Here is a 25,799-nt window from a genome sequence, read left to right as displayed (position 1 = left end):
CACGGCCGTGTGTGTCTGCGATCGGAGATCATCATGGTTTCGTTCAAGCGGCTTTTGGCCGCTCTCGTTCCTGCGTTAGTACCCGTCGTGGCGGCCGCGGCGTCGCCACCTATCCTTACCCTGCAAGCCGCCGCTGATCAGGCCGTGGCGCAGGCGCCGTTGCTCGAAGCGCGCCGCGCGCAGGCGGAGTCCGCCCGTCAGGAAGCCGCCCGCGCCGGTGCCCTGCCCGACCCGCAACTCACCTTCGGCATCGACAACCTGGCGACGCAAGGGCCGGGCGCGTACACCGCCGGCGGCGACGACATGACCATGCGCACAGTCGGGATCAGCCAGGCGCTGCCCTCGCGTAGCAAGCGCAACGCAGAGCGCGCCATGGGTCAGGCGCAGGCCGTGGTGGCCGGCGCCACCGAGGTGGCGACCTCGACATCCGTCCGGCAAGCCACCGCCGAGGCGTGGGTCAGTGCCTGGGGCGCACAGCAGGAAATCGCGATGCTTCGCGCCCTGCGCTCGGCCTGGAATCAGGACATCGACGCGGCGACTGCCCGCCTGCGTGGCGCCTCCGGTAGCGCGGCGGATGTCCTGGCGGCGCGCATGGAAGCGCTGGATCTGGATAACCGTCTCGACGAAGCGACCGCGCAGGAGGCGCAGGCGCGGGTCAGTCTGGCCCGCTGGGTCGACACGGCGAACGATGCGTCGCTGGCGGATCCGCCGGACTTCACCGTGCTGCCTTTCGACGAAAAAGGCCTGCTCGCGCATGTCGACGCGCAGGGTGCCTTGCTGGCGTGGCCCGCGCGCGAAGACGCCGCAGCCGCCGCGCTCACCGCCGCGCAAGCGGACAAACGCCCCGCTTGGAATCTCGGCGTGAGCTACGGCTCGCGCGTTCGTGGCCTGTCCGACATGGTCTCCTTGCAGGTCGGCGTCAGCCTGCCGCTGTTTACACGCAACCGACAGGACCGTGGCATCGCCGCGCGTGCCGCCGATCTGGATGCCGTGCGTTTCGAACACGAAGACGCAAGGCGTGCGCAGATCGAGGCCATCCAGCGCGCATGGTCGCAATGGGAGGCGTGGGGCGCGCAAGTGCGTCGCCACCGCGATGTGCTCCTCCCTCTCGCCCGCGATCGTGTCGCGCTCGCCCTCGCCGCCTACCGCGGCGGTGGCGACATCGCACCCCTACTTAGCGCCCGCCGCGACGAACTCGCCCACCACGCCGACTACGCACGCATGCAAGCCGAGTACGGCCGCGCGTGGGCGGCCCTGGCTTACCTCATTCCCGCCGGAGCTGACCGATGAACCGCCCTGCCCGTCTTGCTCTTGGCGCGTTGCTTGTCGTCGTGATCGCGACCGCCGCTTATCTCGCCGGCCGCCACGGCGCGACGCCACCCGAAGCTTCCCCGATGCAAGCCACCGCGAAGGCGCCAGCGAAGGCCGTCCGCTACTGGTACGACCCGATGGTCCCCGAGCAGCACTTCGACCATCCCGGCTTGTCGCCCATGGGCATGGAAATGGTGCCCAAGGTCGATGACGCGAGTGCACCCTCGGGTGGCGTTCGCATCGACGCCGCCACGGAACAAAACCTCGGACTGCGAACGGCCCTCGTCGCGAAGCGCAGCCTGGCATCCGCCGTGGACGTGCCCGGCAACGTGACGTGGGATATGCGCCAGGCCGTCACGGTCAGCGCGCGCGTCGATGGCATCGTCGAGCACCTGGATGTCCGTGCACCGTATACGACGGTGACCAAAGGCGCGCCCTTGCTTGCGCTTCTCGCACCGCAGTGGCGCAGTGCCCTAGCCGAAGCCGAGGCACTGCGTCACGTGCAATCGCCCGACGCGAAGGCCTTAAACGACGCCTCGCAAGCGCGCCTGCAGGTGCTCGGCCTGTCGCCGGCCGATGGTGCGACCGCGCGCAACGATGGCGCGGCGATTCGACTCAGCGCGCCGATCGGCGGCACCATCACCACGCTCGATGTCCGCGAGGGCCAGCGCGTCACCGCCGGCCAGACACTCATGACCATCAACGGTACGACATCGGTCTGGGTCGAAGCGGCCGTACCACAGGGACAGGCATCAGCGATTCGGCCTGGCACGCCGGTGTCCGTACGCGTCGACGCGTGGCCGGGTCGCATCTTCAGCGGTCAGGTCGAGACCTTGCTGCCGGAGATCGATGGTGCCACCCGTACGCAGCGTGCGCGGATCGTGCTGAGCAATCCCGATGGTGCGCTCGCCGCAGGGATGTTTGCGCATGTCACGCTGAGTCCCGCCTCGGAAGCGCCCGTCATCGTCGTGCCCGATGAAGCCTTGATTGCCGATGGGGAGGGCACGCGCATCATCGTGGCCGAGGGCGAGGGTCGCTTTCGGGCGGCGGTGGTCACGCCGGGCCGTACCTCCGGCGGCATGACGGAAATCCGCAGCGGACTGGCGGAAGGAGACCGCATCGTTGTCTCCGGACAGTTCCTGATCGATTCCGAAGCCAACCTGTCGGGTGCGCTGGATCGTCTGGAGCATCACCCATGATCGCGCGCCTGATCCGCGCGTCGATCGCCCACCGCGGCTGGGTGCTGCTGGCTGCCCTGGTGCTTGCCGCCGCCGGTATCTACTCGGCGGCACGTACACCCATCGACGCCCTTCCCGACCTCTCCGACACCCAGGTGATCATTCGCACCAGCTGGGCCGGCCAATCGCCGCAGATCGTCGAGGACCAGGTCACCTACCCCCTCGTCACCACCATGCTCTCGGTGCCCGGTGCGACCAGCGTGCGCGGCTATTCCTTCTTCGGCGACTCCTACGTCACCGTGCTGTTCGACGAGCAGACCGATCTGTACTGGGCGCGCTCACGCGTGCTCGAGTACCTGAGCCAGGTGCGCGATCGCTTGCCGACCGGGGTCTCTCCCGCCCTCGGTCCCGACGCGACGGGTCTTGGCTGGATCTACGAGTACGCGCTGGTGGACCGCACCGGTCAGCACGACCTCGGGCAACTACGAAGCCTGCAGGACTGGTTCCTGCGCTACCAGCTGAAGACCGTACCGGATGTCGCCGAAGTCGCCAGCGTGGGCGGCATGGAGCGCGCGTGGCAGATCGTGCCCGACCCGGCGGCGCTCGCCGCACGCGGCATCACCGTGGATCGCCTCGTCGACGCGGTGCGCGCCGCCAACGGTGCCAATGGCGGTTCCGTGATCGAGCAAGGCGAAGCCGAGTTCATGGTGCGTAGCGAGGGCTATCTGCGAACGGCCGAGGACTTCGCCACCGTGCCGATCACGACATCGGCCGGAGGAACACCCGTGCTCCTGCGCGAGGTGGCCACCGTGCAACGCGGCCCGACCTTCCGTCGCGGTATCGCCGAGCTCGACGGCCAGGGCGAGGTAGCCGGCGGCGTGATCGTGCTGCGCTCGGGCAAGAACGCGAAGGCCGCCATCGCCGCTGTGAAAACGAAACTGGAAACACTGCAACGCAGCCTGCCCGCCGGCGTGCAGATCGTGCCGACCTACGACCGCTCGCAGTTGATCGACGCCGCCGTGGACAACCTCACCGGCAAGCTGATCGAAGAGTTCCTCGTGGTGGCGCTGGTGTGCGTGCTATTTCTTGGACACCTGCGTTCCGCCCTGGTCGCCGTGATCACCCTGCCGCTGGGTGTACTCGCCGCCTTTGTGGTGATGCACATGCAAGGTGTCTCGGCCAACCTCATGTCGCTGGGTGGCATCGCCATTGCCATCGGCGCGATGGTCGACGCCGCCGTCGTGATGATCGAGAACGCGCACAAGCACCTGGAACACTGGCGGGATCGGAACGATGGGGTGGAGCCCTCCTCGGCCGAGCGCTGGACACTGATCGCCGAAGCCTCGGCCGAAGTCGGTCCGGCGCTGTTCGTCAGCCTGCTGATCATCGCGCTGTCCTTCGTGCCGGTGTTTGCGCTGGAGGCGCAGGAAGGCCGGCTGTTCAAACCGCTGGCCTTTACCAAGACCTACGCGATGGCTGCGGCGGCCGGACTTGCGGTGACACTCGTGCCAGTGCTGATGGGTTACCTCGTGCGCGGGCGTATTCGTGCCGAGCGTGACAATCCGCTCAACCGTGTGCTCATCGCTGCGTATCGGCCGATTCTCGATGCGGTGTTGCGCTTTCCGAAGACGACCCTGGCCCTCGCCGGCCTGCTACTGCTGAGTGCGCTGTTTCCGTGGAGTCGGCTTGGTAGCGAATTCATGCCGCCGATGGATGAAGGCACGTTGCTTTACATGCCCACCGCCTTGCCGGGCTTGTCCGCTGGCAAGGCGTCGCAACTGCTGCAGCTGACCGACCGGATGATCAAGACGGTGCCTGAGGTCGACCACGTCTTCGGCAAGGCCGGCCGGGCGGAGACCGCGACCGATCCCGCACCACTGGAGATGTTCGAGACCACGATCACCTTCAAGCCCAAGGATCAGTGGCGTCCCGGCATGACGATGGCGAAGCTCAAGGACGAGTTGAACCAGGCGGTGCACGTGCCCGGGCTGACCAATCTCTTCGTGCCACCCATCCGCAATCGTATCGACATGCTGGCGACCGGCATCAAGAGTCCGATCGGGATCAAGGTACTGGGGAGCGATCCGTCGAGCTTGCAGCAGGTGGCGGATCGTATCGAAGCGGTAGCGCGTGGCGTACCGGGTGTGGCCTCTGCCGTAGCTGAGCGCAGCGCGAGCGGGCGCTATGTCGATGTGCGGGTACGCCGGGACGACGCGTCGCGCTACGGTCTCACACAGGCTCAGGTGCAAGGCACGATCGCTACCGTCGTTGGCGGTGATCCGATCGGGCAGACCGTCGAAGGGCGCGAGCGCTATCCCATCGTGGTGCGTTATCCGCGGGTGGATCGGGATTCGTTGGCGGCACTGCGGCAGCTGCCATTGGTCGCCAGTGGCGGTGCGCAGGTAACGTTGGCGCAAGTGGCCGACATCACCGTGGTCGCCGGCCCGCCGATGCTCAAGAGTGAAAACGGGGCACTGGCGACGTATGTATATATCGATACGGCGGGGCGCGATCTTGGGTCGGTGGTTGCTGACCTGCAACGTACCGTCGGTGCGCAGGTCGTGTTGCCTCCGGGCACCACGCTCGCGTGGTCCGGTCAGTTCGAGTATCTCGCGCGTGCGATGGCGCGGTTGGTCTGGGTCGTGCCTGCTGCGCTGGTGATCATCTTTGGCCTGATCTACGCGGTGTTTCGTCGTGTCAGTGAGGCGCTGGTGATCATGGCTAGCGTGCCACTCGCGCTGGTCGGCGGACTGTGGCTGATCTGGGCGATGGGTCACGCGATTTCTGTCGCGACGATCATCGGGTTTATTGCGCTAGGTGGCGTAGCCGCCGAGTTCGGCGTGGTGATGCTGCTGTATCTGCGCCACGCCTGGGACCGCACGTTGGCGGCGCATCCCGATGCCGGAGAGGCCGAGCTGGATGAGGCCATCCGCGAGGGTGCCGTGCAGCGTGTGCGGCCCAAGGCGATGACGGTGGCTGTGATTCTTGCTGGCCTGTTGCCGATCTTGCTGGGGCATGGCGCTGGGTCCGAGGTCATGCAACGCATTGCGGCGCCGATGGTCGGTGGAATGCTGACCGCGCCGCTTCTTTCCATGTTGGTTCTTCCTGCTGCTTTTCACCTTCTGGTTCGTCGGCGCTTGCGTCGGCGGGCTGGAATGCTTCCCTCCCCTCACTAAGGAACACTTCGATGAAAACGATGTTTGCTCTTCTTGCACTTGCCAGCCTTGGAACCGTCACTGTGGCTAGCGCACAGCAACCCATGGACCCGCACATGGCCGGCATGGACCACGCTGCGCAGCCGGCAGATGCTCAGGGCGTTGGTGTGATCAAGGCGATCGACACGGCCAAGGGGACGATCACGCTGCAGCATGAGGCGATCAAGGCGATTGGGTGGCCGGCTATGACGATGGCGTTCAAGGCGGGTTCGCCAGAGTTGCTCACGGCTGCCAAGGTAGGTGATCGGGTGCGGTTTGGATTGAAGCCGAATGGGATGGGTGGGACGGTGACGTCGATCGCGCCGGCGGACTGAGTCGATCAGTCACATGGACGTACCACCCATGCGGGTCGTGCGTCCATGTGACCGCTCCCCCCTATGCGCTGATCCATCGCGACTATTCGCTCGTACCGAAAGCCGCCCCCACCAAGGCGATCAACCCGGCCACGCCCGCAACAAGCGCAATCCCCGCGAGAGCCAGTACTAGCAGCGTCCCATCTCCCCCGTGCACAAGGGTGATGCCGTAAGCGGCTGCTCCTGCCATGCCCACGCAAACAACCCCGTATACGCCCGAGCCTTTCCGCGCTGCTCGTGAGCGACGTGCCCTGATCGCCCCGAACAACGCCAGTGAAGGCAGGCCGAACAGGATCAAGCCGGCTATGGCGTACATGATATAGGTCGCCGTCTGTTCCACGGACCGGCGTGCCTCGTCCGCTGCGCGCTCACGTGTTCCCCGCTGCTCCTCCTGGCGCACCTCCTCGGCCATCTCGCCGGAGGCTGCCACGAGGCCGCTTGGCCAGGTTATCTTGGCCGCAACCATGCCTGGTGATGGACCTTCGGTCTGCAGCTTGACCAGGCGGTCGAGCAGGGGCGCATCTGCCTCGTCATTCGCCCGCTGGTTGAGCGCCGGTAAAGAGCAGTAGCCGTGGCTCGGCGAAGAAGGTATCCAATTGCCCACACCACAGGACAGAACAGCCTCGGGAACACCCGGAGACGGCGGAAAGCGAAAGCGTGCCTCGGCCGACCAGTGTGCTAACGCGACGTCAGGACGCACGCTGACACGGATGATGTAAAGATCCGGCGCCTGGCTAGCGGCAGACTCGATAACAATGGCCCTCCACACCCCCGGACGCACAAGCGTGGTCTTGGTAGGCCACCTGCCCGCACTAGGCGGGTAGCGGGCGTCTTCGGCCTCCCATGCAGCAAGGGCTGTCTGCGACAGATGCGCACGCCACTGGAAGTCGTAACTGAGACCCGTTGTCGCCAGACGCGCCTTCATCGCATCGAGGCTCACCCGCGTCGCGAGCTCGCGAGCCTGGGTGCTATTGAAACGGATGTCATCGGCCAGGGGCTGGCCTGCGGCGGCCATGAGCGTCTTACGCTTTTCGAACTCCTCACGCGTATCCGCGGCATGGCCGTTTGGCAGTGCCGAAGGGGGCGTTAGGTGGACATAGGCCACGTACAACACGGCGCACAGCACTATCGCCGGCAGGAGCCAGCGGAGTTGTCGCTTGAGCATGTTTTCCCCCTTGCATGCAGACCGTCCTGTGGTTGCATTACGTCGGCATGCTGCCGGATTTGCGGCGGGATGTCACGAGGAGGGCGGCTGGGCGTGGCCGGGGGCATATGACCAAACTATCGATCATTTCGCCGCTCTGTCCCACTACGGCCGTTCGATGGTCACCTGGGAACAAGCCGGTTCAGGCGCAGCCGGTAACAAGCGGACAGTATCCTGCCTAGCAAGATGTCCAGCGCGATCTGATGTGCCATCGCCGAGCCGAAGTCCGTCGCGGTGAGGACAGCCCTGGCCGCGATAGCTACGCCATCGCCTAGTTCCGTGAACCACCGCTCCGATACTTCGAGCGATGCATCGGTCGAAGGTTCATCTGAGTTGATCAAGTGGAGAACCTGCGCCGTGAGGCTGGCCCTCATGTCGGCCGGCGTAGTGTCGAAGGTCCACGAATAGTGGACAAGCCACCGACTCAGCGTTCCACCCCAGGGCAACGTGAACTCTTGCAGATGACTGGCGTCCTGTTCCAGGTCTTCTACAAAATGGAAGAAGTCAGGAAACTCTTTCCTTCGCTTGCCTCCCGACAGAGAGGTGCCCAATTCAAGCGCGACTTCCAATCTTCGAAGGAAGGCGGCGCGCTCGTCTTCGGTCAGTGTTTCGTACTCGTCGCACCCTGTGATCACGGCGGGTAGTTGGGTGGTCACGTCCAGCACTCCTTTAGAGCCGACGTCACCCAGCTTACGTTGCTGTCGGCCTCAACGATGAACACAGCATTCTACTCTCGAGACTAAAGGGTGAGGCACGATGGGGTGAAGGTGTAGTGAGTCGCAAGAACGCAAAACCCATAAGGGTCGTGCGTTTCAATCATGGGACAGGGCCTGAAGGTCGATCTCGGGTGAATAGTCCAGATCGGCGTCGACCTCTCCGATCAAGTGGATTAGCTCACTGGGCACGTAGAACCCACGGCGATCATCATCCTCCTTGTAATAAGCCGAGATCTGGATGGATATCTTGCCACCACATGCCCGAGCCGCTTTGAGTTGCGCCTTCAGCGATGTCAGTAGGTTAATGCAAGCAACCTCCGGTGACTCGAGGACCTTGACAGGCTTGGACACCCAGTAACTATCCCCTAAGCCTCCTGGCACCGCACGATGGCCAAGGTACGGCCGAACTTCGCCGGCACCTTCTAGCGCGTGATTTTCTGCAAATGCTTGAGGACTAAAGTTCGAACCGCTTATCTTCAACCGCACTTCAAATCGCATGTCGACTCCACATTGATCGACGCATTACTTCCGCCGATGCCGCAGGTGCCTACGGGCTTGATCACAATCGATCCATCGTCACATGCACATAGGTAGTTCAGCCCGCTCTCGACATCGTAGTACTGGCCGGGTAGCCCTTATTTGCATTATTCAGGTTGGGTGCGCGGACGGTCATAACGAATCTCGGCGAGCTTACCTCCAATAAAGCGAAGCTCGTAGAACGCGCCCCCAGGCTTCTCTACCAACTCGAAACTCCAGCAATCAAATTTCATCAGCGACGCAGCCTCTGCAGATGACAGGCCCTTTGGTTTGAAGAGCTGGGCCCGATCGATATGGTTCTCGTACGGAGGAATGCCGATTGCATAGACGTCGAGTGACTTTGCGCGTGCAAGCGCTGCGGCCTTGTCACCGCCAATCTGAAATCCATTGAGCCCACCCTGCGTGACAACCTCGTGCTCAGTCAAAACGGCATCGACACATCCCGAGCACGCGCCGAGACAAGCCAGTAGGACGATTACTACAGCAATCCGCGCGGCGCACAACATCTCTATCCTCCCATCGGCCGAGGCGGCGCAATATAGTAGTACTCAGCAACTGCGCCTGGTACGTCCGGAATGTTTATGTTTGCGTGGCCTCCATCTTAGATAATTGCAGCTGCTGCGGTATTGGAGTTCGGTCCAGTCAGACTGTATTGACCTTGCGAATAACTGGGGGGACGTCGGACAAGCCAGACAAGTCCGAGTCGAGCCGTACTTCAGGCGTTGCTCACGGCTGGCAAAGCGGGGTTTGTGTGCGCTTTGGTGAGAGCTACCAAGCATGCGAGCACGGTGATGTCGATCGTGCCAGCAAATGAGCCGCGGGGACGCACGACCTATGTGGGCCCACGTCAGGCCGTGCATCCTTGGGATAACTTACTGCGTCAAACCCGCATCGATCGCCCCGGCATACGCCGCCGACAGCGTCTTACCGTTGTACGTCTTACCCGCCACATCGTCGTAAAGCCAAAGGAAACCACCAGTGACGCTGCACTCATCAGCCCAGTTGGCGAACTTACTCTGCGCGCCGGGTACCGAGTCGCCGCCGATCGACGAGTCACCGATGCCGGGATAGACAGGAACACCGCCGAAGTCCCAACCCGAACAGGGACTATTGCCCGCGCCACCAGCATAGGCCTGCAGATGCACACCATCCACCGTACCGGCGCGCTGGCTGTTGATCTGCTTGACCACGGATGTCCAATAGGAGGCGTTCGTGTAGGCATCCGGCATGACGTGGTAACCGAGCTTGCCGAGCATCACGGAGAACACGACGGTTGATGCGGTGTCGTAGCCGTTCTCGTCATCCAGGTCGATGGCATCGATCGAAGGGATGGCCTTCTTCAACGCCTGGAAGTTCTTGTAGAGCGTGCTCTTGGTGCCGGTGCCGCCGCCGGTGGCGGTGCTGTTCACCAGGGCTTTGATGTCCTGGAAGTCGCCGAAGTTGGACGAGCCGATGCTGAAGGTGATGCGTTTGACGCCCGCCGTCTTCAGGCTGGCCAGGTTGGACACGAAGTTCGGATACGTCTGGTTGCCGATATAGGCGCCGTTGGAGACGATGGGGAATTCACCGTTGAGGTTGAGGTCGCCATTCGCCTTGACCTCGACACTCCACACAATGACTTCCGTAAAACCCGACTGGCTGAGCTCGGTAATGTTGTTGTTGGCGTTCTTGTAAATCGGTCCGCCGCCGAAAATGCCTATATAGCCAGTGGTGTCGGCGAGCGATGCTGAGGAAACGGTCAATCCGGCGATCGAGAGAAGCAAAGCAGCTGTGACGCGCGTGCGCTTAAACCGAGACTTGGGACTCATTAACCTGCTCCGATGGTTGTGTATGAGGCCACGCCACTACCCAACGCGCACTCCGAATCCTTCGCTATCGGAGCGATGTTCCGCGTTACCCCTTTGATGGCGTGTCGTATTTTCTTGCAGAGTGCATTGCGGAACGCTGCAGCGCTCCGTGCCGGTTTAGATCGATCTAAATGCCGGCTTGGGAAACTCTATAGCGGTGCGTTCGGTGACGCACGCTGCGATGCAAAAGGAAGGTGACCCAGGTCACACTTCATCGGCTCTCAGGAAAGAGACATCCGCCGTTGCGGACCAGCGTCTTTACCTTTTCGCTCGTCTGCATGGGGCTTCGGCTTAAGCGAGCAAGGAACTCTTTGGCGCCCCGCACGTACGATTTCGAATCGTGCTTCGCGCTCCAAAGGACGATGTTAAGCACCACGGGAATGAGGTCCAGGCCCTTCTCGGTCAGCGTGTAAAAGTCCTTACGACCGTCGTCGGGGCTGGGTGCCCTCGAGAGAATCCCTTGCTCTTCAAGAAAGGCCAGGCGCGATGCAAGGACATTGGTCGCGATGCCCTCCTCCGACTTCAGGAACTCGCCATACGTCTTCTTACCAACGAAGACGATGTCGCGAATGATCAGGAGCGACCAACGGTCGCCGAAGACCTCCACGCCGTAGTTCACAGCGCAGTGGGACCGGATGTCTTCTTTGCCTGTCGTCTTCATGACCCGATCTTAACATCACTTGCGCGTCGCAAGTAACATCACATACTTTCACTTGCTATTTGCAAGTAATGAGGCCAGCATGATTTGAACGTTGAACGAGGAGACGGCGCATGAGCACTATCAGCATCATTGGCTCAGGAGGTATGGCCGCAGCCATCGGAAGCCTTGCCGCCAGGGCCGGACACGCTGTCGAGGTGACCAGTCGCGATGCCGCCAAGGCGCGAGCGCTGGCCGGACAGTTAGGAGCCGGCGCGACAACAGGAACGTTTGGCGCCGCCCCGGCCGGGCACGTCGTGATCCTGGCGGTTCCCTACTCCGCCGTTCTCGACGTGGTGGAGCAGTACGGCGATGCGCTGGCAGGCAAGCTACTCGTCGACATTACCAATCCCGTCGGCTCCGACCTCACGAGCTTTGTGACTCCGGAAGGCAGTTTCGGCGCGCAGGAGATCGCTAGGGCCGCCCCTGCCGATGCGCAAGTCGTCAAGGCGTTCAACACCCAGTTCTCGCACGTCCTGGCTGCCGGTCCCCTCGAGGGCCACCCGTCGGACGTGTTCCTCGCCGGTGACGACCCGCAAGCGAAGCTGCGCGTCTCGTCGTTCGTCGAGAGCATCGGACTGCGCCCGCTGGACGTTGGCTCCTTGCCCATGGCGCGCACGCTCGAGCACGTCTGCCTTCTGTCGCTGGGCCTCATGACGCACGCCGTCAAGCACACCCACTTCGCCATCGGCCTCAGCCTGTTCGGCTGAGTACGCCGGCACCACGACGTCTCGAATCACATCACCCACAAGGATTATCAGCATGCATGTTTTTGTTACCGGCGGAACCGGCCATTCCGGTCCGTATATCATTTCCGACCTCATCGCAGCCGGTCACACGGTTACTGCGCTAGCCCGGTCGGATAAGTCTGCGGAGGCAGTGTCCGCCCTTGGCGCCAAGGTGCGTCGCGGCGATCTTGATGATCTCGACGGGCTAAAGGCGGCAGCTGCAGATGCCGACGGCGTCATCCACGTCGCGCACCGGCAAGACCTGCTTCCCACCGGAGGCCTCGACGCGGTGGCTGCCGCGGAGCACAAGATCATGCTCGCCTACGGTGAGGCTCTGAAGGGGACCGGAAAGCCACTCGTCACGTCCGGGAGCATCGGCTCGCCAGGTTGGGAACATCTCGGCCGTCCAGCCACCGAGGAGGACCCCACCCTCTCTGGCGGCGAGAAGTTCAAAGGCACCTTGCGCGTTCGCAACATTGTCGAAACGACGGTGCTCGGCCTCGCCGAGCAAGGCGTGCGCTCTTCGGTCGTGAGGATTCCTACCATCATGCACAGCACGACCGACAACGCCGGCTTCCTCCCGATACTGATCGGGCTTGCGAAGGAGAAGGGCGTCGTAGGCTATCCCGGTGACGGCCAGAACAAGTGGTCGGCCGTGCACGCCCGCGACCTCGCCACCGTGTTCCGTCTGGCGCTGGAGGAGAGCCCCGCCGGCAGGAATTGGCATGCGGTTGCCGACGAGGCTATTCCCTTCCGCGAGATCGCCGAAGCCATCGGCAGCCGCTTGAACCTGCCAGCCGTGCCGATTCCCGCGGATGAGCTGATGCTGCCAGGCTTTTTCGGGTTCCTCGCGAATCTGGTGAAGCTGGACGTCGCCGCATCTAGTGCCATTACCCGTCGGACCCTTGGCTGGGAACCCACTCAGCCCGGCCTGCTCACCGACCTGGACAACGGCCATTACTTCCCTGCCGGCTAAGCCATACCCCATCTCATCAGGAGACTGCATATGAGCACCATCAGCATCATTGGATCAGGCGGCATGGCCGCAGCGATCGGTGGCCGTGCCGCCAAGGCCGGACACGCCGTTGAGGTGATCAGCCGCGACGTCGCCAAGGCACGGGCGCTGGCCGACCGGCTCACGGCCCCAGCGACCACAGGGACCTACGGCGCCGCGCCGAAGGGCGACATCGTCATCCTCGCCGTGCCGTACAGCAGTGCGGCAGCGGTGGTCGCCGAGTACGGAAACGCGCTCGACGGCAAGCTAATCATCGACATCACCAACCCGGTCTCCAAAGACGCCAAAAGCCTCGTCACCCCCGCAGGTAGTTCGGGGGCGCAGGAGATCGCCAAGGGCGCGCCGGCCAGCGCGCATGTCGTCAAGGCGTTCAACACCCTCTTCGGCCCCGTACTTGCTCAGCGTGGACGCCTCGACGCATTCATCGCAGCCGACGATGCGGACGCCAAGGCCCGCGTCTCGACCTTCATCGAGAGTCTCGGTCTGCGTCCGCTCGATGTCGGCGGCCTGCACATGGCGGCGACACTTGAAGCGGTCGGTCTGATGCTCATCGGCCTGGCCCAAAACGGCGCCGGCAGCTTCGACATCGCGATGAAGGTCGACCTCGGATGAGCGTGCAAGAGAATGTCCAGGTTGTGAAGGACTTCTTTGCAGCCATGGGCAGCGGCGATAAGGAAGGCCTGCTCGCGTTGTGTGCCGACGATATCGAGTGGATCGTTCCGGGCGAGGATTGGTCGCTGGCCGGTACGCACCGGGGGCACGCGGGATTGCGTGCCTTCCTTCAGAAGGCCTCCGAAACGATGGAGACTTCATTCCCGGAGCCTCCTGAATACGTGGCGCAGGGAGACCGGGTTATGGTCGTGGGCTTCGCTACGGGAAGAATCAAAGCCACGAACAGGACGTTCGAGGACGATTGGGTGTTCGCCATTACCGTTCGAAAGGGCAAGGTGGCGAAGATTCGGGAGTATGTTGATACGCAGGCATTGGCGCGGGCGTCGACAACGCGTTCAGGAACGCGGTGATCTCGTGCTCGGCCAAACGCATGGTGTGCCGTCACGCTGTGCGTATGCGTCAGGAGATCCAGTTCATCCGGCTCGAAATGAGGTGCCATCCCCAATGGTCGTGAGACATAACGGCTGTCATCGAAGCGGCGCAGACCACGCCGCAGTAGTAACTGTACGTGACGTCGTAGTTTCCGTCCGGGCGCTTTAGCGGGAGGCCGATGCCGATGTGGTACTCCCCTTGCGTGACGGCGCTGCCCACTGTGGCGCTTGGCGCGGCACTTGCCGGAAAAATCTTGATGCCCGGAATCTGTGCCTTGGCGATGGCGGTTGCTGGGAGATCGACAGGTTTCTCTGCACCCGTGCTGACACTGACATACCACGTACTTCCGAAGCCTCCCGGCGAAGGCGCCTTGCTTGGAGCAATCTTGAGCAGGACCGTGAGCCAGAGGTCTTCGAGATCCGGCGGCGGATGCAGCCTTGCCTCCTCGCTCGCCTTGGCAACGGCCTTAGCTTTGGCGATCTCATCGCTCGCGCTGCCCTCGGCGGCGCATTTGTCCTGATGTTCGAACAAGGCACAGATTTCTCCGGTGCTCTCGTCCAGGGTAACGATGAAGCCATCCCCCGTATTCCGCTTGAACAGGGTCACCCAGCGAAGATTGGCGGCCTCGTAAGGCATGGGGGCGATAACCAGATCGGTCACCCCAGGCACCTGGCGGGCTACGCGACTACTAAGGTCGATAGCCTGCATCTGAGAGAGGATGGGTGCGTCGTTGGCAAAGGCAGGGGCGGCGATGGAGGCCACCAGGACCAGCGCCGGCCAGCGGGCGTGGAGGCAAAGGGTGCGAGCGGTCACTGTTCTCATGAACTTCCCCTACTCCCACCGTTCCTGTGGGCTTGAGGCTGAGCATAGGATTGCGTGCGGATGAAGTCGAGTCGTCCGGGGGGCGTTCCTCACGCACTCCAAGGACCTCCGTTCCTACAAGCTGTAACTCACCTTCGTTCCATCAATGACAGCGTGACCAGCCTTAACCAGTTCGCCCAGAACGGCCTTGATGTCGCTCTCGCCCAGCTGCTTCTGAAAGAGCGCCCCAATGGTGCTCGACAGAGTCTTGACCGTACGGGGCCGCGCGCTGCCCCGCTGCCGAAGATTGGCTACAACGACTTCGACCTTCTCGGCCAAGGTTTTGGTATTGGCGGCCTTCAACAACGGGATATCGCTGACGTCCTTGTGCCGGGCTGCGAGAATCTTCTTGGTCTTCAGGTGGGCAATTAGTGGATCAAAGCCCGCGTCCTTGCTGATGATATGGAAGAAGGCTGTCGGATCCTCACAGGCAATCCGGCCGATGTAGTAGGCGACATGAAAATCCAGCGCGTTCGATCCATTGCCGCTGATCTTGACGTAGCTGGCATTTCCCCCGAGTGCCTGCATGGAATCAGCGACCTCGAAGGTCACCTTCGCCTGGCTGGCACCGACGAACAGCAGCACCTTGAAGGGCTGGTCACCTGCGAGTGCCGCCAAGGATTTAGGTTGGACGTTCTCGTAGTCCACCAGGACATAGTTCGTTCTCATGAGCCCCCTCCTCGCAGTTCAAGCCAATTGAATCGTCCAGCCGATCCAAGCGCTGGTCAACCGTATGAAGGAAGAGGGGTCACTCGGGCCATGTGCACGACTCCGACAGCCGCTTCATCTCGCCAGTCGCAGCTTCCGAGTCGTCACGCATAAGATGCGCCGTGATAGGGACGCCTTCGAGCGCCGCGTTGGTCGCGCCTGCCAGGCCACCAACGATGCGAAATCCCATGCCGGGGGACGAGATCGACGCCCTCGCCAGATACGATCCCTGCGATGCCGCCTGAACCACCATGATGGCAACGCCGCCGACGACGGTCCCAACAACTGCGCTGCCTTTGTCAGGCGTCTTGGCCGTGGACGCATCGGCATCGCGGACGACGCCACAGAGGTTCTCACCCCGCTGCACGATGGCAAGCCTCACAGCGTTGCACTGCTCGGCCGCGCCCTCCCTCGCGGGGTAGCACTCGGCATTCTTCCAGGTTCCGGTGAAGACATCGGGAGGCGGTATTGTTCCCTTTGGCTCGAGGTATCTGGCCGCGTTGCGGTCTGCGTTCCAACGGCTGACGGCTGGGTACTCCGAGGGCTCTCCCGGAACCGCCATTTCATACTGCGAGCCTGACAGAACCTTGCCCACACATCGATACGTGAAGTCGTTTGCCCCACTGGACGAGATGAACGTTCCGTCCTTCAACTTGCCGACACTGATGTAGCTCAGGCGTCCCTCGTACTCGGCCTTATTCTTTCCCGTGTCGACAACGCCTTTGGAGTTGAAGAACTGGTTGGTCCAGTCCGAGTCGGTACTGGGCTTGGCGGAACGCAGCCCCTCCAGCACGTCCCTGTACCGATCTTCCAGCATGCGTCGGCATGCCGCGAAGCTGGAGAACGTTTCAGGCGGTATGTCGTATGGACCGATTTGTGCGCTTGCACTTGCCTCGGGAGATACGGAGGCCATCGCCGCAATGAGGAGGCCGAACATCGGTGCGTGTTTACTGATTGACATAGTCCCTGTCCTTTTCTCTCGTTGTGGGAATGTAGCAGCTGATGGGTCGGCCACGTCTCCCTGACCCAGTTATCGCGCGTGTTGCCCAGCAGAAGCCGGACCGTCGTCCCAGCTGATTGCTGCGGTACTGCAACCACTCGCTGGGTTGGCTCAAGAGATCGCCAGAGTCAGCCAACTACATCGACATGCCTTGCTGGCCCAACTGGGCGCTCTGCGCCTGGAATGCCTGTGCCATCTGCATCTCTTGCTGATCGAACTTTTGAATCTGCTCGACTGCCTGCTCCGGCTGCGGAGGCGGAACGCTCAGGTCGATCTGCGCGGCCGTGGTGAGTGGTCCTGATCCGCGGATATCCAGCGTCATCTTCTCTTCGTCCAGATGCACTGTGGTCAGGTTCTCCGCGGTGATCATGTTCTCGTGACAGGCGGCCGTGAACTGCAGGAGTCGGTTTTCTGAGGCGTCAGGGATGCACCGCTGTAACTCGTTATAGAGCGCATGAGTCGGGCTGTCGGGGTTTCTCGGGTCGTTAACTGCGAGGCCAATGTTCGGCGGATTCATCACTGCCGCTGGGCGCGTCACGTTCACCTGTGCAGGCGTGCTCTGCTCGGCTTCCGGTGAGCGCATTGCCTCCAAGACCGGGGTCTCTCTCGCCGCCCTGGATGGAGCAAGCTGCTGCAACTCTGCGATGAAGGCCTGGCTCTGAGCCATGGAACGTGTCGCCTCATCTGCGTGGCCAGTGATCGGTAGATCGTGACCTGACTGGAATCTCGCCACAGCACTGAGGGTAGATGGACCATACAAGCCGTCCACCGCCAGTGCCTCGCCCTTCATATCTACGACCCCCAGCGTATTCATGTTCTCCTGCAACGCGCGCGTCGTGTCGGGATCCGGACGACCGAAAGCAGCTGCTTGCAGCGCATCCGTTCTCGGCTCGGCCTGTGTAGAGCTGACATCCGGTAGGACCGGCGTTGCAAAAGTCGGTTCGGGGGCCAGTGAATGATAGGCAGCCAGCGCTTCGTTGGGTTCCTCGGCTCGCAGGTACGGTGCGTCAGGCTGACCTATGGAGCGCAGCTCAGTCTGGACGGCGTGTTCGATGGCGGCGAGCGTGGCGCGACCAGCGACGCCATCGGCTTTCAGCTGGTGCTCGCGCTGGAAGGCTTCGAGGGCTAGACGGGTTAGCCGGCCGAAGTCTTGATCAGCGGCAAGAGGTGTTCCATCGGGTGCCATATAGCCGAGTCGGCGCAGCCGGTTCTGCAGCTCACCTACGGCGTCCGAACGATCGCCTTCTCGAAGGGTGCCACTCCTGGACGACCCGGCTGCCGTCGTGCGCGCGACCTCTTGCCCGCTCGCCAACGCGATGCTGCGGCGCATCGTTGGACCATTGAATACTTCGAGAAGTCCCTCGACGTAGTGCTTGTCCGTAGCGAAGCCCGCCTTGTACAAGGCTTTAGCTTCCGCCTCAATGTCGCCAAGCGTGCCTTCGTCAAACAGACCTGCTTTCGCGTATCGAGGGTTCTCCGTAAGGAACTTCGCGCGATCCCTGAACGACTCCTCCACCGTTTTATAAACCCGGAACGGATGGTCCTCCCAAGTTTTCTTTCCGGTGTTGTCGTACGTCTCGTCGACATGGGCGGTCTTTTTCTCGCCAGACCACCGGCCAAACGCCTTGACGTTAAACATGTTGTTCGTGCCCGGAAGAACATGCCTTCCCCAACCGGTCTCTTTAGCGGCCTGAGCAAGCATCAGCTCCCAGGAAAGGCCCGTTTCAGCGGAAATCTTCCTGGCGATCGGGTACAACCTTGCAATGAATTCTTCGTTGGTTTCCATGGAGTGCTCGCGGAATAATTACTAGGACGGCTACATCTTGATCGTGACGGAGAACGGAAAGTCGTCTTCCGTATCCAGATATCGATACTTTCCTGTAACAAGGAATGCGTCATTGACCACCTTGAGTCCGTCGTCATCCCAGACCCAAGATGTATATGGTCCCTTGGCATTGGGTACTGGAACGTCTTCCTCGCCCTCGGTGCTGCCGTCTGCTATGCGAACTTTCACTATGCTGAGCAGAGTCTGCGAGAGCGACCGTGGGGCCTGGGTATCGAGCTGGAGAAGCACATACAGTGCGTCTCCCCGCCGCACGCAGTGAGTCGCCCTGCCCTCATAGAAGTCGTCCGGCATATCCATATACCTGGCCCATTTGATTCGCTCGCCCGCCGCGTCGGCGACATAGACGTAGGGGCGGGAGAACATGCCGTCTTCGTCTGTCACCTTTCCAGCCACGCATTTGCTGTTGTCACCCACCGGTGTAGTCGAGTAGAGGTCGAAGTACTCGGGAAGTCCGTGGCTCGTAGCGGTTCGTGCCTTGGCCGGACTCGAATCGTGCGACGATGCATTTGCAAGGCCGCCTGCAAGAGTGACGGCGCCGATAGCTGCGGCCATCGCAACGGATTGAAGTTTCATGATCTCTGCCTCCTGAGGGTCGTAAGCCATCTGAGTTTCGGAATCGCCAGGCGACGGTGTCGCAGCACCGGTAACGCGCGCGGCATCACCGTGCGAATCTGCCGCTTTGGGAATGCTGGGCTTTCTCTTCACCGCCACGGGCACCCCATCGGGTGGAAGGTGTCCGAGTTCGACGCGGGTGCGCGCGTTTGCTATTTCAAGGTCACGCAGAAGCTGCGAGTCGTAGTGGATATCGCGGCTTGACAGCTTGTGTACGGAGAGCAGGGACGACGGCCGTGCGCCTTCGTCCTCGTCCCAGGAGTCTTCTTGCGTCGTCATGTTGCCTTGGGTCAGCTTTCGAGGGGTGGAGTGGCTCGCGCCACTAACTATTACTGGGCCAGCGCCGCGAGCACTCGAGCGTTAGTTTGCTTCCGCACGGCCTGGGCGCGCGCCAACGTACGTGACACCTGCCCCGCATGGGCCACTACAGAAACTGGCATACCGGCGCGCGCCTGCAGCCTCTTGTCCTTGAAGAACCAGTTCTTCCTTGCCCGGATCGGTCGGCAACCTTCGTAGAAGATGAGCTCTTCGTCGGCCGGCAGCTCCTTGATCTCCTGGGGCAGGAGAACGGCTCGGCGCTCCTCACTGAAGCTCGTCGACACCTGCGGCGCTCCGCCACCCCGACTGGTGCTCCGGTGTTCCTTCCGGACCGTTTTGTAGCCCAGCATTTCGCTGTATTCGTTGGCGTCGCTCTGCTCTCGCGGTGCGAAAACGATCTGCGCACCGTGGTTCGTGATGAAGTTCTGGGCGTCGTTCTCGCCGTAGGCGGAGCGCAGCTGGGCCCGACTCTGGACGATGCACAAGTCGCGCACGCCATAGCTAGCGGCGATGGATATTCGCTTCGCCCATACATCGACCCTTCCCATGGCGGTGAACTCGTCCATCAACATGAGCATCTGATACTTGAGATCAGGATCTTCTCCGAGTTGCTTGCCAAGATTGTTTCCGATCACGGTGCTGAAGAAGATGTTGAGTAGCTTGCTGCTCTCGTCCAGCTTGTTTGTGGGGATGATCACGTAAAGGGTGGTTGGCCGCTTGCGCAGGGCGCCGATGTCGAAATCCGTGGCGTTCGTCGCTGCGGCGAGGATCGGGCTAAGGAACTGCTGCAGGGGCGCCTGCATGGTGGCGATCACTGACGAAAAGGTATCTTCCGCCATGCCTGCGAGGTTGCCGAAGACGATTCGGGTCTGCTGGCTGACAAACCTGTATCTGGGCTTCCGGAGAATTGAATCGATGACCTCTTTGGTGCTTTGGGTGTCCGTTCCACTTGAGAAATGCAAGATGCGCTCGAAGCTGGGGAAATCCGGCGAGGTGTTTATATCCGCCATGAGCGGTTCGGTACCGTCCACTGCCTGCGAGATCATCTGGTCGTCCCAGGCTTCGAAGAGGTACGAAGCCATGGCGGTGAATGCCGCACGGCTCTGCGACGTCCAGAATGGATCGTTGCCTGGCTGGTCCGGGTAGAGAATGGCGGCGATGGTCTGGATCTCGCCAATACGCTTCGCAGGATCGACACCCGCCAAGGTGGTCATCGGATTGAATCGATGCGTGTTTCCCGCGTCATCGTAGGGCGCCCATACGTAGACTTTCTGCTGCTGCGATTCGCGCCAGCCGCTGGTCGCCTTGTACAGCTCACCCTTCAGGTCCAGCACCACCATTGAGTGCTGGTACGAGAGCAGCGCCGGAATGGCAATGCTGGTGGTCTTACCGGATCGTGTAGGGCTGATGGTAATGACATGCTGGGCGCCGCCGAGCCAGAGATAGCGACCCTTGTACTTCCCCATGAGGATGCTTTCCGGAGTTTGCTTGAGCAGCCCCGCCTTTTTCATGTCCGCCAGCTTTGCGAAGCGTGCGTCGCCGTGCATGGTTTCTGGTTTGGACCTCAGTACCGGCATGAAAAGACTCAACCATGCCGCCAGCGGCCCACCGAATCCGAAGGCACCGCACAGCTTGATCTTAAGGACGTACGGCGCGACCTGGGGCAGATCGAGTGCGCGGAAGTATTGCCAATACGTGGTCACCTCCAGAGACACCTGGCCGAGGCCAAGAATCCATAGGGTAAGGAAACCCGCCAGGTACTCTCCGCCCACCAGGGCAAAGAGTCCAAGTACGAGCAACGTTAATGCCTTGTACATTCCGCTCATCTAACTGTGTTCCCTCACGCGAATGCCAATCTGCGAGCATGCTTTAGTCCGGGTCAGAATCGGAGTGCGCCGCACACGTCTGGCCCACTTTTCAGAATTCTTCTATCCGCCGTGGCCGCGGTTCTCACGCCCGCCCTGCCCGCTCCCATGTCATGCGCGCATGCGCCTCCGCCGTACAGCGCACCCCCAAGCGCGTCAGCGCACTGATGGCTTCAAGCCCCATCGCCATACGGTTGCAATCGACCGCATCGGACTCGTGCACGAGTTCGGCCAACAGCTCGGTAAGGCCTCGGGCGTATTGCAGCCACTCGGTGGCCTGGTTCAAGAGATCGTGGGTGGAGGTTTCGCTTTCGTTGATTTCACTCATGGTCTTCTTCCTTTCGGATGGCCGCCCCACGTTTAAGTTGCGGCACGCCGTGCAAAGCGCGGCGTGCCGCGGACCATAGGACTCGCGGGTTCAACGACTGCCCGTGTCCGGGCGCCGGCGGCGTAATTGACGAAGTGGATCGCGGCGTCAGCCCTGACCACCGACCCAAGCGGCTACGTGCCGGGTAAGACGGCGAAGAAAGTTCTTAGAAAAAGCGGCCGCCGCCGCGGTTCTTCAACCGTGTCTGCGCGGTATGCAGACTGGCCGGTAACCGTTGGGGGTGTCGCCGAGGGGGTTCGGCGGGCGAGCGCGTGCCGTATGATCGGGGGTAGCCATTGTCGACTTCCTGAGAGTTGGTCATGGTCAGCAGGCTGAGGGTGTTGGTAGCACCCTTGGTCTGCGCTTTTCACCGCTTTAGCGATGGTTGTCTGCGCGTGTGTGATGGCGATGACGCAGTCAACGGGAATGACCGTAGCAAAACAACCTTCGGTTGTCTGTAGGGGACCAAACGATCAAGTGCTTTCAAGCTTAAGCAAGGGCGCTCGTCGATGACCCGTGTAAATGGGGCAATCGGCCGGCGAAGCTTTCGTGATCCAATTCTCAAGGACTTGCGATGATCTCGATCTTCTTTTCCGCCGCATTGATGATCGGCGGAATCAGTGGCGAACTACAGCTGACGGCACCCGCACAACCCGAGAAGATCAGCTGCTTAGACGGACCGGTCAGGCACACTTTCGGTGGCGCTCCATGGCTCGTCTTTGCGTGCTCGGACGAGCGTGTGATGGCGGTTTTTTCGACGCCGGAGGGTCTCGACGGCTCGTTCTACTTTATCGTCAAGGCGGACGGTGGAACCACCAGCGTCATGGGTGAGGGCACTGGTAGTAAACGTGTGACCGATGCGGCGCATGACGAGCTGCAGAAGCTACCAGCGGACGCCATCCGTGAACTTATTCACGAGGCCAAAGCCAAGGGCTCGCAACCCTAGCAACCCGGCTGGCTATTCTGTGGCGACGCCATCGACGCTGGTCTCGATAATTTGGTCATGGTTAGCAGGCTGAGGGTGTTGGTAGCACCCTTGGTCTGCGCTTCTCAAAGCATTAAGCAATGGTTGTCTGCGCAGCACCGATAGCGACGACGCAGGCAACGGAACGGCCGTAGCAAGACAACATTCGGTTGTCTGTAGTCCTGCGCGATGACACGCGTACATTCGCCCGACCTCGGGTGCTCTCGTCAATGCTTTTGGGATAGCAAGGATATGACGGTACGTCACTGGGCAAAGCAGCATCGCCTTCGTCTCGCCTGGATAGGCTTTGCCTGCCTCGTGGCGTACTTCTTGACCCCTGTATTGATACTTGTCTTCATGCTGGATCAGTGGGTACTCAGTCCCTCGCGCTCGGAGGCGACCCATGAACAATGGCGACACGTCGTAACCACAAACCAAGGACGCGGCGTAGCTCTTCGCCGCTACAGCAATGGTCTTGACGGCAAGTGCGCGATCTTCTTCCCCGGCCAGCACGGCGGAATGGCGAGATACGAACGAGACCTCCTCCCCTTGATCCGAGTCGACGGCGTCGCCCTCTATACGATCTCGTATCCCGGCCAGGATGGCGCTCCAGGGCAAGGCTCGCTCAAGCACCTCTCCGAGGACGTGGAACGTACGCTGAGATTCCTCGCAGACGACGGCCTCTGCACGATGGCGCAAAGCCTCTTTGTCGGCCGCTCCTTGGGCGCAAGCATCGCTGTCGTGGAAGCTGCGAAGTTACGACCCAAGGGCGTATTGGTGGAAGGCGTATCTCCGGACCTGGCGACTGCTATTCGAGCCTGGATGCGTCGGCACATCGCAACATGGGCCTGGCAGTCGTTACCCATCCGAGCCCTCGTACCGATGGCAGGGGAGCTGGAGCCGGCGGTAAGCCGTTGGCAGGGTCCGCCCATGATCGTTTTCCAGGGCACCGACGATAAAGTCGCACCCTTCGATGCGGCGAATGCAATCATGCTCAACCGTCCGGGCGTGAGGTTCGAAGCCGTGCCCGGGGGCAATCACGAGGATACCTTTCTAATCGCGGGGCCAGCCTATCGAGCCGCGCTTCTCGATCTTTTAGATCGATAGAGCAAAGCACCCAGAAACAGTAGCCTAGTCAGTCAACGAGCTTCTAGGCGGATCGGCGGCTGGCCGTCAAACGACACGCTCACCCCGCCGGGCGGAGCTCTCCTTGAGCGCTGCGTATTAAGGCTATATACCTCAGCTGGCCGGTGATCGAAAACCGCCTGCACGAGTTGCAGACACAGACTGCTGGATTGCTTGAATTTTCGGGGAAGGCTGAGGTGCTGTTCGAAGGACTGAAGCACATCTTTAGCGTTGGCACCCTCGCCGAGTGAACCCGTCATGATCACGACATCCTCAAGCAAGTCGACCTCTCCGCGCGAGGCGAAGTCCGCATGGCGGCTCGCCGCGAAGTCACCCCAGCGCTTCGGATGGAGAATTCCGCCGAGGTTCTTCGCTTCGTGCACATGCGATCCCGTGACTTTCACGCGGTGCTTCTGTAGCCGCTTAAGGATGCCCTCGGGCTTCGCTTTGTCGTCGGCAGCTATGCCCACGTAGACCGCCGGGTACGGATCGAGAAAGCCAATGACGTACACACCGTGCCGGTGCGGCAGCTGCTTGCCCGGGACGAGCTCCAACCCCCGCGCATACGAAATGAAGGATGCCAGTCCTCGCGCGGGCGTTCTTACAAGGCTACGGCCCTCCCTGGGACGAGGTACCGCGTCGTATTGTCCGTCCCATGCGGTGAGGTCCGGCTTAACGGTGAAAAGGTCGCTTAACTTGAGACGAGGTGCAAACGTGAGAAGTGACGACATAGACGATTCCTTGGGTCAGTAACGAACGTGCTTCGCCAACGTCAAGTATCAATCAACGCGGCGCCACGGCATCAGCCGCTCCACAAGCTGCTCGATATCTGTGGACTCACGCCGAATCATATTCTCACCCCCGCAGGCAGGGCAGTGCTTGAAGTAGGTGAGCCCCTGCATCAGGACATCACCTGCAGGCGGCGACGTCTTGCGCCAAGAGCAGTCCAGACATTCGGAGGTAAGATTTCTTGCCTTCCCCCACATCGCCTACTCCTCGACCGTCGAATAATTGACGCGCGCCAAATAAGTAGATATGCCAAGAATGGCGAAGCCGTAAACAACTGTTGCACCGATAATTTTGAACATGAAAGTCTTCCGTTGAAGTGGTGGGCTCGCGCAATCGCGATAGATGACATGCGGCATCCTCGCCGCGGCAAGCGTTCCCTCATATCCCATTCTGCGTTTCGATGCGACATACTGCGTCGCACATCGATGCATCATGGAGAGCATCGAGGGCCGCAGGGGGCGGAGTTGTGAGCACTGCAACGAATGACACGATTTGGCGCCAATGGACCCTGTTGCGCTTGATTCCGCGGGCGCCATGGCGAACCACCGCATCAGATTTGCGCGGCTCGCTCAGCCGCCAAGGCATTGAAGTCACCCGGCGGACCGTCGAACGAGACCTCCAGACCCTGTCTGTGCGTTTTCCCCTTGTCGCGGACGAATCCAGCAAACCCTTTGGCTGGTACTGGGCCAGAGATGCAAACTTCGAGTTCACTCCAAAGCTAAGCGTTTCGCAGGGCATCGCGCTTTTGCTCGCGCAGCTCCACCTTCGCACTTTGATGCCCGATAGCTTGATGCACGAACTCGCGCCGATCTTCGATATGGCAAACCAGGAGCTCGCAGCGGGCGCATGGAACGAGTGGCACCGGCGCACCGCGGTCATCCCGTCGGCGCTCGCCCTGCTGCCACCCGCAATTGATCGGTGCGTACTAAGAGATGTGCATGAGGCGCTCGCCACCCGTCGCCAGCTGATCGCCGGTTATCGATCAAAAGGGGCGTCTGATGTTCGCGATCTCACAATTCATCCATTAGGGCTACTGGTTCGTGGGTCTGTGCAGTACCTGGTATGCACCCTCTTTGATTACGCAGACATCCGTCAGCTAGCACTGCACCGACTGTCGGACACACGACCAACACATGACACTGCCCGCGTTCCAGTTGGTTTCGTCTTCTCCACCTACGCAAGAGTCGCCGCCAAATACGAGTCGCAGGGCGAGATACGGCTTGTCGCTCACTTCACGCCTGAGGCCGCGGAGCACTTGCGTGAAACACCGCTATCCGCGGACCAGACAATCACTGATCTACCAGCAATCCGCCGAGTGGCGGTGACGGCGACCGTAGAGTCGGATCAGACGCTCCGCTGGTGGCTGAAAGCCTTCGGCAGCGGCGTTGAGGTGCGCGAACCAGTTGCCCTCCGCGACGAGTTACTAGAAGAAGCCCGTAAAACAGTTTTCAACTATGTGGGCGCCTGAGTTTCCGAGCGATCCTGCAAGCCCTGTCAAA

The 25,799-nt window shown here is 61.4% G+C and carries 25 protein-coding genes; 11 read left to right on the top strand and 14 right to left on the bottom strand.

What is annotated here, in order from left to right; all coding sequences use genetic code 11:
• The first annotated feature begins 33 nt into the window (after positions 1-33).
• The 4 genes from HB634_RS17240 to HB634_RS17225 are packed head-to-tail and all read left to right on the top strand — an operon-like array spanning position 34 to position 6,018.
• Positions 34-1,290, top strand: coding sequence for a TolC family protein (locus tag HB634_RS17240; RefSeq protein WP_213949489.1), 1,257 nt, complete (start codon positions 34-36; stop codon positions 1,288-1,290).
• Positions 1,287-2,510: an efflux RND transporter periplasmic adaptor subunit gene (locus HB634_RS17235; protein WP_213949488.1), complete on the top strand. Its 1,224-nt coding sequence runs from the start codon at positions 1,287-1,289 to the stop codon at positions 2,508-2,510. Before HB634_RS17240 ends, HB634_RS17235 begins: the two co-directional genes overlap by 4 nt.
• Complete coding sequence (locus tag HB634_RS17230) at positions 2,507-5,665, top strand: CusA/CzcA family heavy metal efflux RND transporter (RefSeq protein ID WP_213949487.1); 3,159 nt, start codon at positions 2,507-2,509, stop codon at positions 5,663-5,665. Before HB634_RS17235 ends, HB634_RS17230 begins: the two co-directional genes overlap by 4 nt.
• Positions 5,666-5,676: 11 nt before the next feature.
• Entirely contained in the window at positions 5,677-6,018 is a 342-nt protein-coding gene (locus HB634_RS17225; protein ID WP_213949486.1) for a copper-binding protein, read from the top strand.
• An 82-nt stretch (positions 6,019-6,100) separates the two neighbouring features.
• Here the strand turns inward: HB634_RS17225 and HB634_RS17220 are convergent, their stop codons facing one another.
• The 6 genes from HB634_RS17220 to HB634_RS17195 form a co-directional block, all read right to left on the bottom strand.
• A complete protein-coding gene (locus HB634_RS17220; RefSeq protein ID WP_213949485.1) occupies positions 6,101-7,222 on the bottom strand; it encodes a hypothetical protein in 1,122 nt (373 codons plus the stop codon).
• A 161-nt stretch (positions 7,223-7,383) separates the two neighbouring features.
• On the bottom strand, positions 7,384-7,917 hold the full coding sequence (locus HB634_RS17215) for a hypothetical protein (RefSeq protein ID WP_213949484.1): 534 nt from the start codon (positions 7,915-7,917) through the stop codon (positions 7,384-7,386).
• A 156-nt stretch (positions 7,918-8,073) separates the two neighbouring features.
• Entirely contained in the window at positions 8,074-8,475 is a 402-nt protein-coding gene (locus tag HB634_RS17210; protein WP_213949483.1) for a hypothetical protein, read from the bottom strand.
• 146 nt (positions 8,476-8,621) lie between these two features.
• Complete coding sequence (locus HB634_RS17205) at positions 8,622-9,020, bottom strand: hypothetical protein (RefSeq protein WP_213949482.1); 399 nt, start codon at positions 9,018-9,020, stop codon at positions 8,622-8,624.
• 366 nt (positions 9,021-9,386) lie between these two features.
• Positions 9,387-10,322 (bottom strand): hypothetical protein, encoded by a 936-nt coding sequence (locus HB634_RS17200; protein WP_213949481.1) that lies wholly within the window; start codon positions 10,320-10,322, stop codon positions 9,387-9,389.
• A 250-nt stretch (positions 10,323-10,572) separates the two neighbouring features.
• Complete coding sequence (locus HB634_RS17195; RefSeq protein WP_213949480.1) at positions 10,573-10,980, bottom strand: helix-turn-helix domain-containing protein; 408 nt, start codon at positions 10,978-10,980, stop codon at positions 10,573-10,575.
• A 152-nt stretch (positions 10,981-11,132) separates the two neighbouring features.
• Between HB634_RS17195 and HB634_RS17190 the strand changes: the two genes are divergently transcribed.
• The 4 genes from HB634_RS17190 to HB634_RS17175 are packed head-to-tail and all read left to right on the top strand — an operon-like array spanning position 11,133 to position 13,823.
• Positions 11,133-11,768, top strand: a complete 636-nt coding sequence (locus HB634_RS17190; protein ID WP_213949479.1) for an NADPH-dependent F420 reductase — start codon at positions 11,133-11,135, stop codon at positions 11,766-11,768.
• Positions 11,769-11,820: 52 nt separating this feature from the next.
• The gene (locus HB634_RS17185) at positions 11,821-12,762 is read left to right on the top strand and encodes an SDR family oxidoreductase (protein ID WP_213949478.1); all 942 of its coding nucleotides are present in this window, start codon (positions 11,821-11,823) and stop codon (positions 12,760-12,762) included.
• Between the two features lie 30 nt (positions 12,763-12,792).
• Positions 12,793-13,413 (top strand): NAD(P)-binding domain-containing protein, encoded by a 621-nt coding sequence (locus HB634_RS17180; RefSeq protein WP_213949477.1) that lies wholly within the window; start codon positions 12,793-12,795, stop codon positions 13,411-13,413.
• Positions 13,410-13,823 carry a nuclear transport factor 2 family protein gene (locus HB634_RS17175; protein WP_213949476.1) on the top strand — a complete coding sequence of 138 codons (414 nt, stop codon included), beginning with the start codon at positions 13,410-13,412 and terminating at the stop codon, positions 13,821-13,823. The genes HB634_RS17180 and HB634_RS17175 overlap by 4 nt, the downstream gene beginning before the upstream one ends.
• Positions 13,824-13,872: 49 nt before the next feature.
• Here HB634_RS17175 and HB634_RS17170 read toward each other — a convergent pair whose 3' ends face one another.
• From HB634_RS17170 to HB634_RS17140, 7 genes are all read right to left on the bottom strand, one after another.
• Positions 13,873-14,667, bottom strand: a complete 795-nt coding sequence (locus tag HB634_RS17170) for a hypothetical protein (RefSeq protein WP_213949475.1) — start codon at positions 14,665-14,667, stop codon at positions 13,873-13,875.
• 114 nt (positions 14,668-14,781) lie between these two features.
• On the bottom strand, positions 14,782-15,375 hold the full coding sequence (locus tag HB634_RS17165; protein ID WP_213949474.1) for a PIN domain-containing protein: 594 nt from the start codon (positions 15,373-15,375) through the stop codon (positions 14,782-14,784).
• Between the two features lie 79 nt (positions 15,376-15,454).
• Entirely contained in the window at positions 15,455-16,375 is a 921-nt protein-coding gene (locus tag HB634_RS17160) for a hypothetical protein (RefSeq protein WP_213949473.1), read from the bottom strand.
• Positions 16,376-16,550: 175 nt separating this feature from the next.
• Positions 16,551-18,200, bottom strand: coding sequence for a peptidoglycan-binding protein (locus tag HB634_RS17155; protein WP_213949472.1), 1,650 nt, complete (start codon positions 18,198-18,200; stop codon positions 16,551-16,553).
• Between the two features lie 30 nt (positions 18,201-18,230).
• The gene (locus HB634_RS17150; RefSeq protein WP_213949471.1) at positions 18,231-19,151 is read right to left on the bottom strand and encodes a hypothetical protein; all 921 of its coding nucleotides are present in this window, start codon (positions 19,149-19,151) and stop codon (positions 18,231-18,233) included.
• 50 nt (positions 19,152-19,201) lie between these two features.
• Positions 19,202-21,016, bottom strand: coding sequence for a type IV secretory system conjugative DNA transfer family protein (locus HB634_RS17145; RefSeq protein ID WP_255548669.1), 1,815 nt, complete (start codon positions 21,014-21,016; stop codon positions 19,202-19,204).
• 124 nt (positions 21,017-21,140) lie between these two features.
• Positions 21,141-21,383 carry a hypothetical protein gene (locus HB634_RS17140; protein WP_213949470.1) on the bottom strand — a complete coding sequence of 81 codons (243 nt, stop codon included), beginning with the start codon at positions 21,381-21,383 and terminating at the stop codon, positions 21,141-21,143.
• Positions 21,384-21,996: 613 nt separating this feature from the next.
• Here HB634_RS17140 and HB634_RS17135 point away from each other — a divergent pair.
• Positions 21,997-22,368, top strand: a complete 372-nt coding sequence (locus HB634_RS17135; RefSeq protein ID WP_213949469.1) for a hypothetical protein — start codon at positions 21,997-21,999, stop codon at positions 22,366-22,368.
• A 270-nt stretch (positions 22,369-22,638) separates the two neighbouring features.
• Positions 22,639-23,493: an alpha/beta hydrolase gene (locus tag HB634_RS17130; protein ID WP_213949468.1), complete on the top strand. Its 855-nt coding sequence runs from the start codon at positions 22,639-22,641 to the stop codon at positions 23,491-23,493.
• Positions 23,494-23,525: 32 nt separating this feature from the next.
• On the opposite strand, the gene HB634_RS17125 is transcribed toward HB634_RS17130, so the two are convergent.
• Positions 23,526-24,242, bottom strand: a complete 717-nt coding sequence (locus HB634_RS17125) for a hypothetical protein (protein WP_213949467.1) — start codon at positions 24,240-24,242, stop codon at positions 23,526-23,528.
• A gap of 524 nt (positions 24,243-24,766) precedes the next feature.
• Here HB634_RS17125 and HB634_RS23075 point away from each other — a divergent pair.
• Entirely contained in the window at positions 24,767-25,768 is a 1,002-nt protein-coding gene (locus HB634_RS23075; RefSeq protein WP_213949466.1) for a WYL domain-containing protein, read from the top strand.
• Positions 25,769-25,799: the final 31 nt, after the last annotated feature.

The organism is Luteibacter sp. dw_328 (assembly GCF_018449605.1).
Classification (GTDB): domain Bacteria; phylum Pseudomonadota; class Gammaproteobacteria; order Xanthomonadales; family Rhodanobacteraceae; genus Luteibacter.
Note: the sequence above shows the minus strand (reverse complement) of the source record. Positions and strands in the feature narration are given on the sequence as shown.

What these genes read in the sequence shown, in the direction of transcription:
- HB634_RS17240 (WP_213949489.1), top strand. Translation starts at nt 34, where the DNA reads ATGGTTTCGTTCAAGCGGCTTTTGGCCGCTCTCGTTCCTGCGTTAGTA.
- HB634_RS17235 (WP_213949488.1), top strand. Translation starts at nt 1,287, where the DNA reads ATGAACCGCCCTGCCCGTCTTGCTCTTGGCGCGTTGCTTGTCGTCGTG.
- HB634_RS17230 (WP_213949487.1), top strand. Translation starts at nt 2,507, where the DNA reads ATGATCGCGCGCCTGATCCGCGCGTCGATCGCCCACCGCGGCTGGGTG.
- HB634_RS17225 (WP_213949486.1), top strand. Translation starts at nt 5,677, where the DNA reads ATGAAAACGATGTTTGCTCTTCTTGCACTTGCCAGCCTTGGAACCGTC.
- HB634_RS17220 (WP_213949485.1), bottom strand. Translation starts at nt 7,222, where the DNA reads ATGCTCAAGCGACAACTCCGCTGGCTCCTGCCGGCGATAGTGCTGTGC.
- HB634_RS17210 (WP_213949483.1), bottom strand. Translation starts at nt 8,475, where the DNA reads ATGCGATTTGAAGTGCGGTTGAAGATAAGCGGTTCGAACTTTAGTCCT.
- HB634_RS17205 (WP_213949482.1), bottom strand. Translation starts at nt 9,020, where the DNA reads ATGTTGTGCGCCGCGCGGATTGCTGTAGTAATCGTCCTACTGGCTTGT.
- HB634_RS17200 (WP_213949481.1), bottom strand. Translation starts at nt 10,322, where the DNA reads ATGAGTCCCAAGTCTCGGTTTAAGCGCACGCGCGTCACAGCTGCTTTG.
- HB634_RS17190 (WP_213949479.1), top strand. Translation starts at nt 11,133, where the DNA reads ATGAGCACTATCAGCATCATTGGCTCAGGAGGTATGGCCGCAGCCATC.
- HB634_RS17185 (WP_213949478.1), top strand. Translation starts at nt 11,821, where the DNA reads ATGCATGTTTTTGTTACCGGCGGAACCGGCCATTCCGGTCCGTATATC.
- HB634_RS17180 (WP_213949477.1), top strand. Translation starts at nt 12,793, where the DNA reads ATGAGCACCATCAGCATCATTGGATCAGGCGGCATGGCCGCAGCGATC.
- HB634_RS17175 (WP_213949476.1), top strand. Translation starts at nt 13,410, where the DNA reads ATGAGCGTGCAAGAGAATGTCCAGGTTGTGAAGGACTTCTTTGCAGCC.
- HB634_RS17170 (WP_213949475.1), bottom strand. Translation starts at nt 14,667, where the DNA reads ATGAGAACAGTGACCGCTCGCACCCTTTGCCTCCACGCCCGCTGGCCG.
- HB634_RS17165 (WP_213949474.1), bottom strand. Translation starts at nt 15,375, where the DNA reads ATGAGAACGAACTATGTCCTGGTGGACTACGAGAACGTCCAACCTAAA.
- HB634_RS17160 (WP_213949473.1), bottom strand. Translation starts at nt 16,375, where the DNA reads ATGTCAATCAGTAAACACGCACCGATGTTCGGCCTCCTCATTGCGGCG.
- HB634_RS17155 (WP_213949472.1), bottom strand. Translation starts at nt 18,200, where the DNA reads ATGGAAACCAACGAAGAATTCATTGCAAGGTTGTACCCGATCGCCAGG.
- HB634_RS17150 (WP_213949471.1), bottom strand. Translation starts at nt 19,151, where the DNA reads ATGACGACGCAAGAAGACTCCTGGGACGAGGACGAAGGCGCACGGCCG.
- HB634_RS17145 (WP_255548669.1), bottom strand. Translation starts at nt 21,016, where the DNA reads ATGAGCGGAATGTACAAGGCATTAACGTTGCTCGTACTTGGACTCTTT.
- HB634_RS17140 (WP_213949470.1), bottom strand. Translation starts at nt 21,383, where the DNA reads ATGAGTGAAATCAACGAAAGCGAAACCTCCACCCACGATCTCTTGAAC.
- HB634_RS17135 (WP_213949469.1), top strand. Translation starts at nt 21,997, where the DNA reads ATGATCTCGATCTTCTTTTCCGCCGCATTGATGATCGGCGGAATCAGT.
- HB634_RS17130 (WP_213949468.1), top strand. Translation starts at nt 22,639, where the DNA reads ATGACGGTACGTCACTGGGCAAAGCAGCATCGCCTTCGTCTCGCCTGG.
- HB634_RS17125 (WP_213949467.1), bottom strand. Translation starts at nt 24,242, where the DNA reads ATGTCGTCACTTCTCACGTTTGCACCTCGTCTCAAGTTAAGCGACCTT.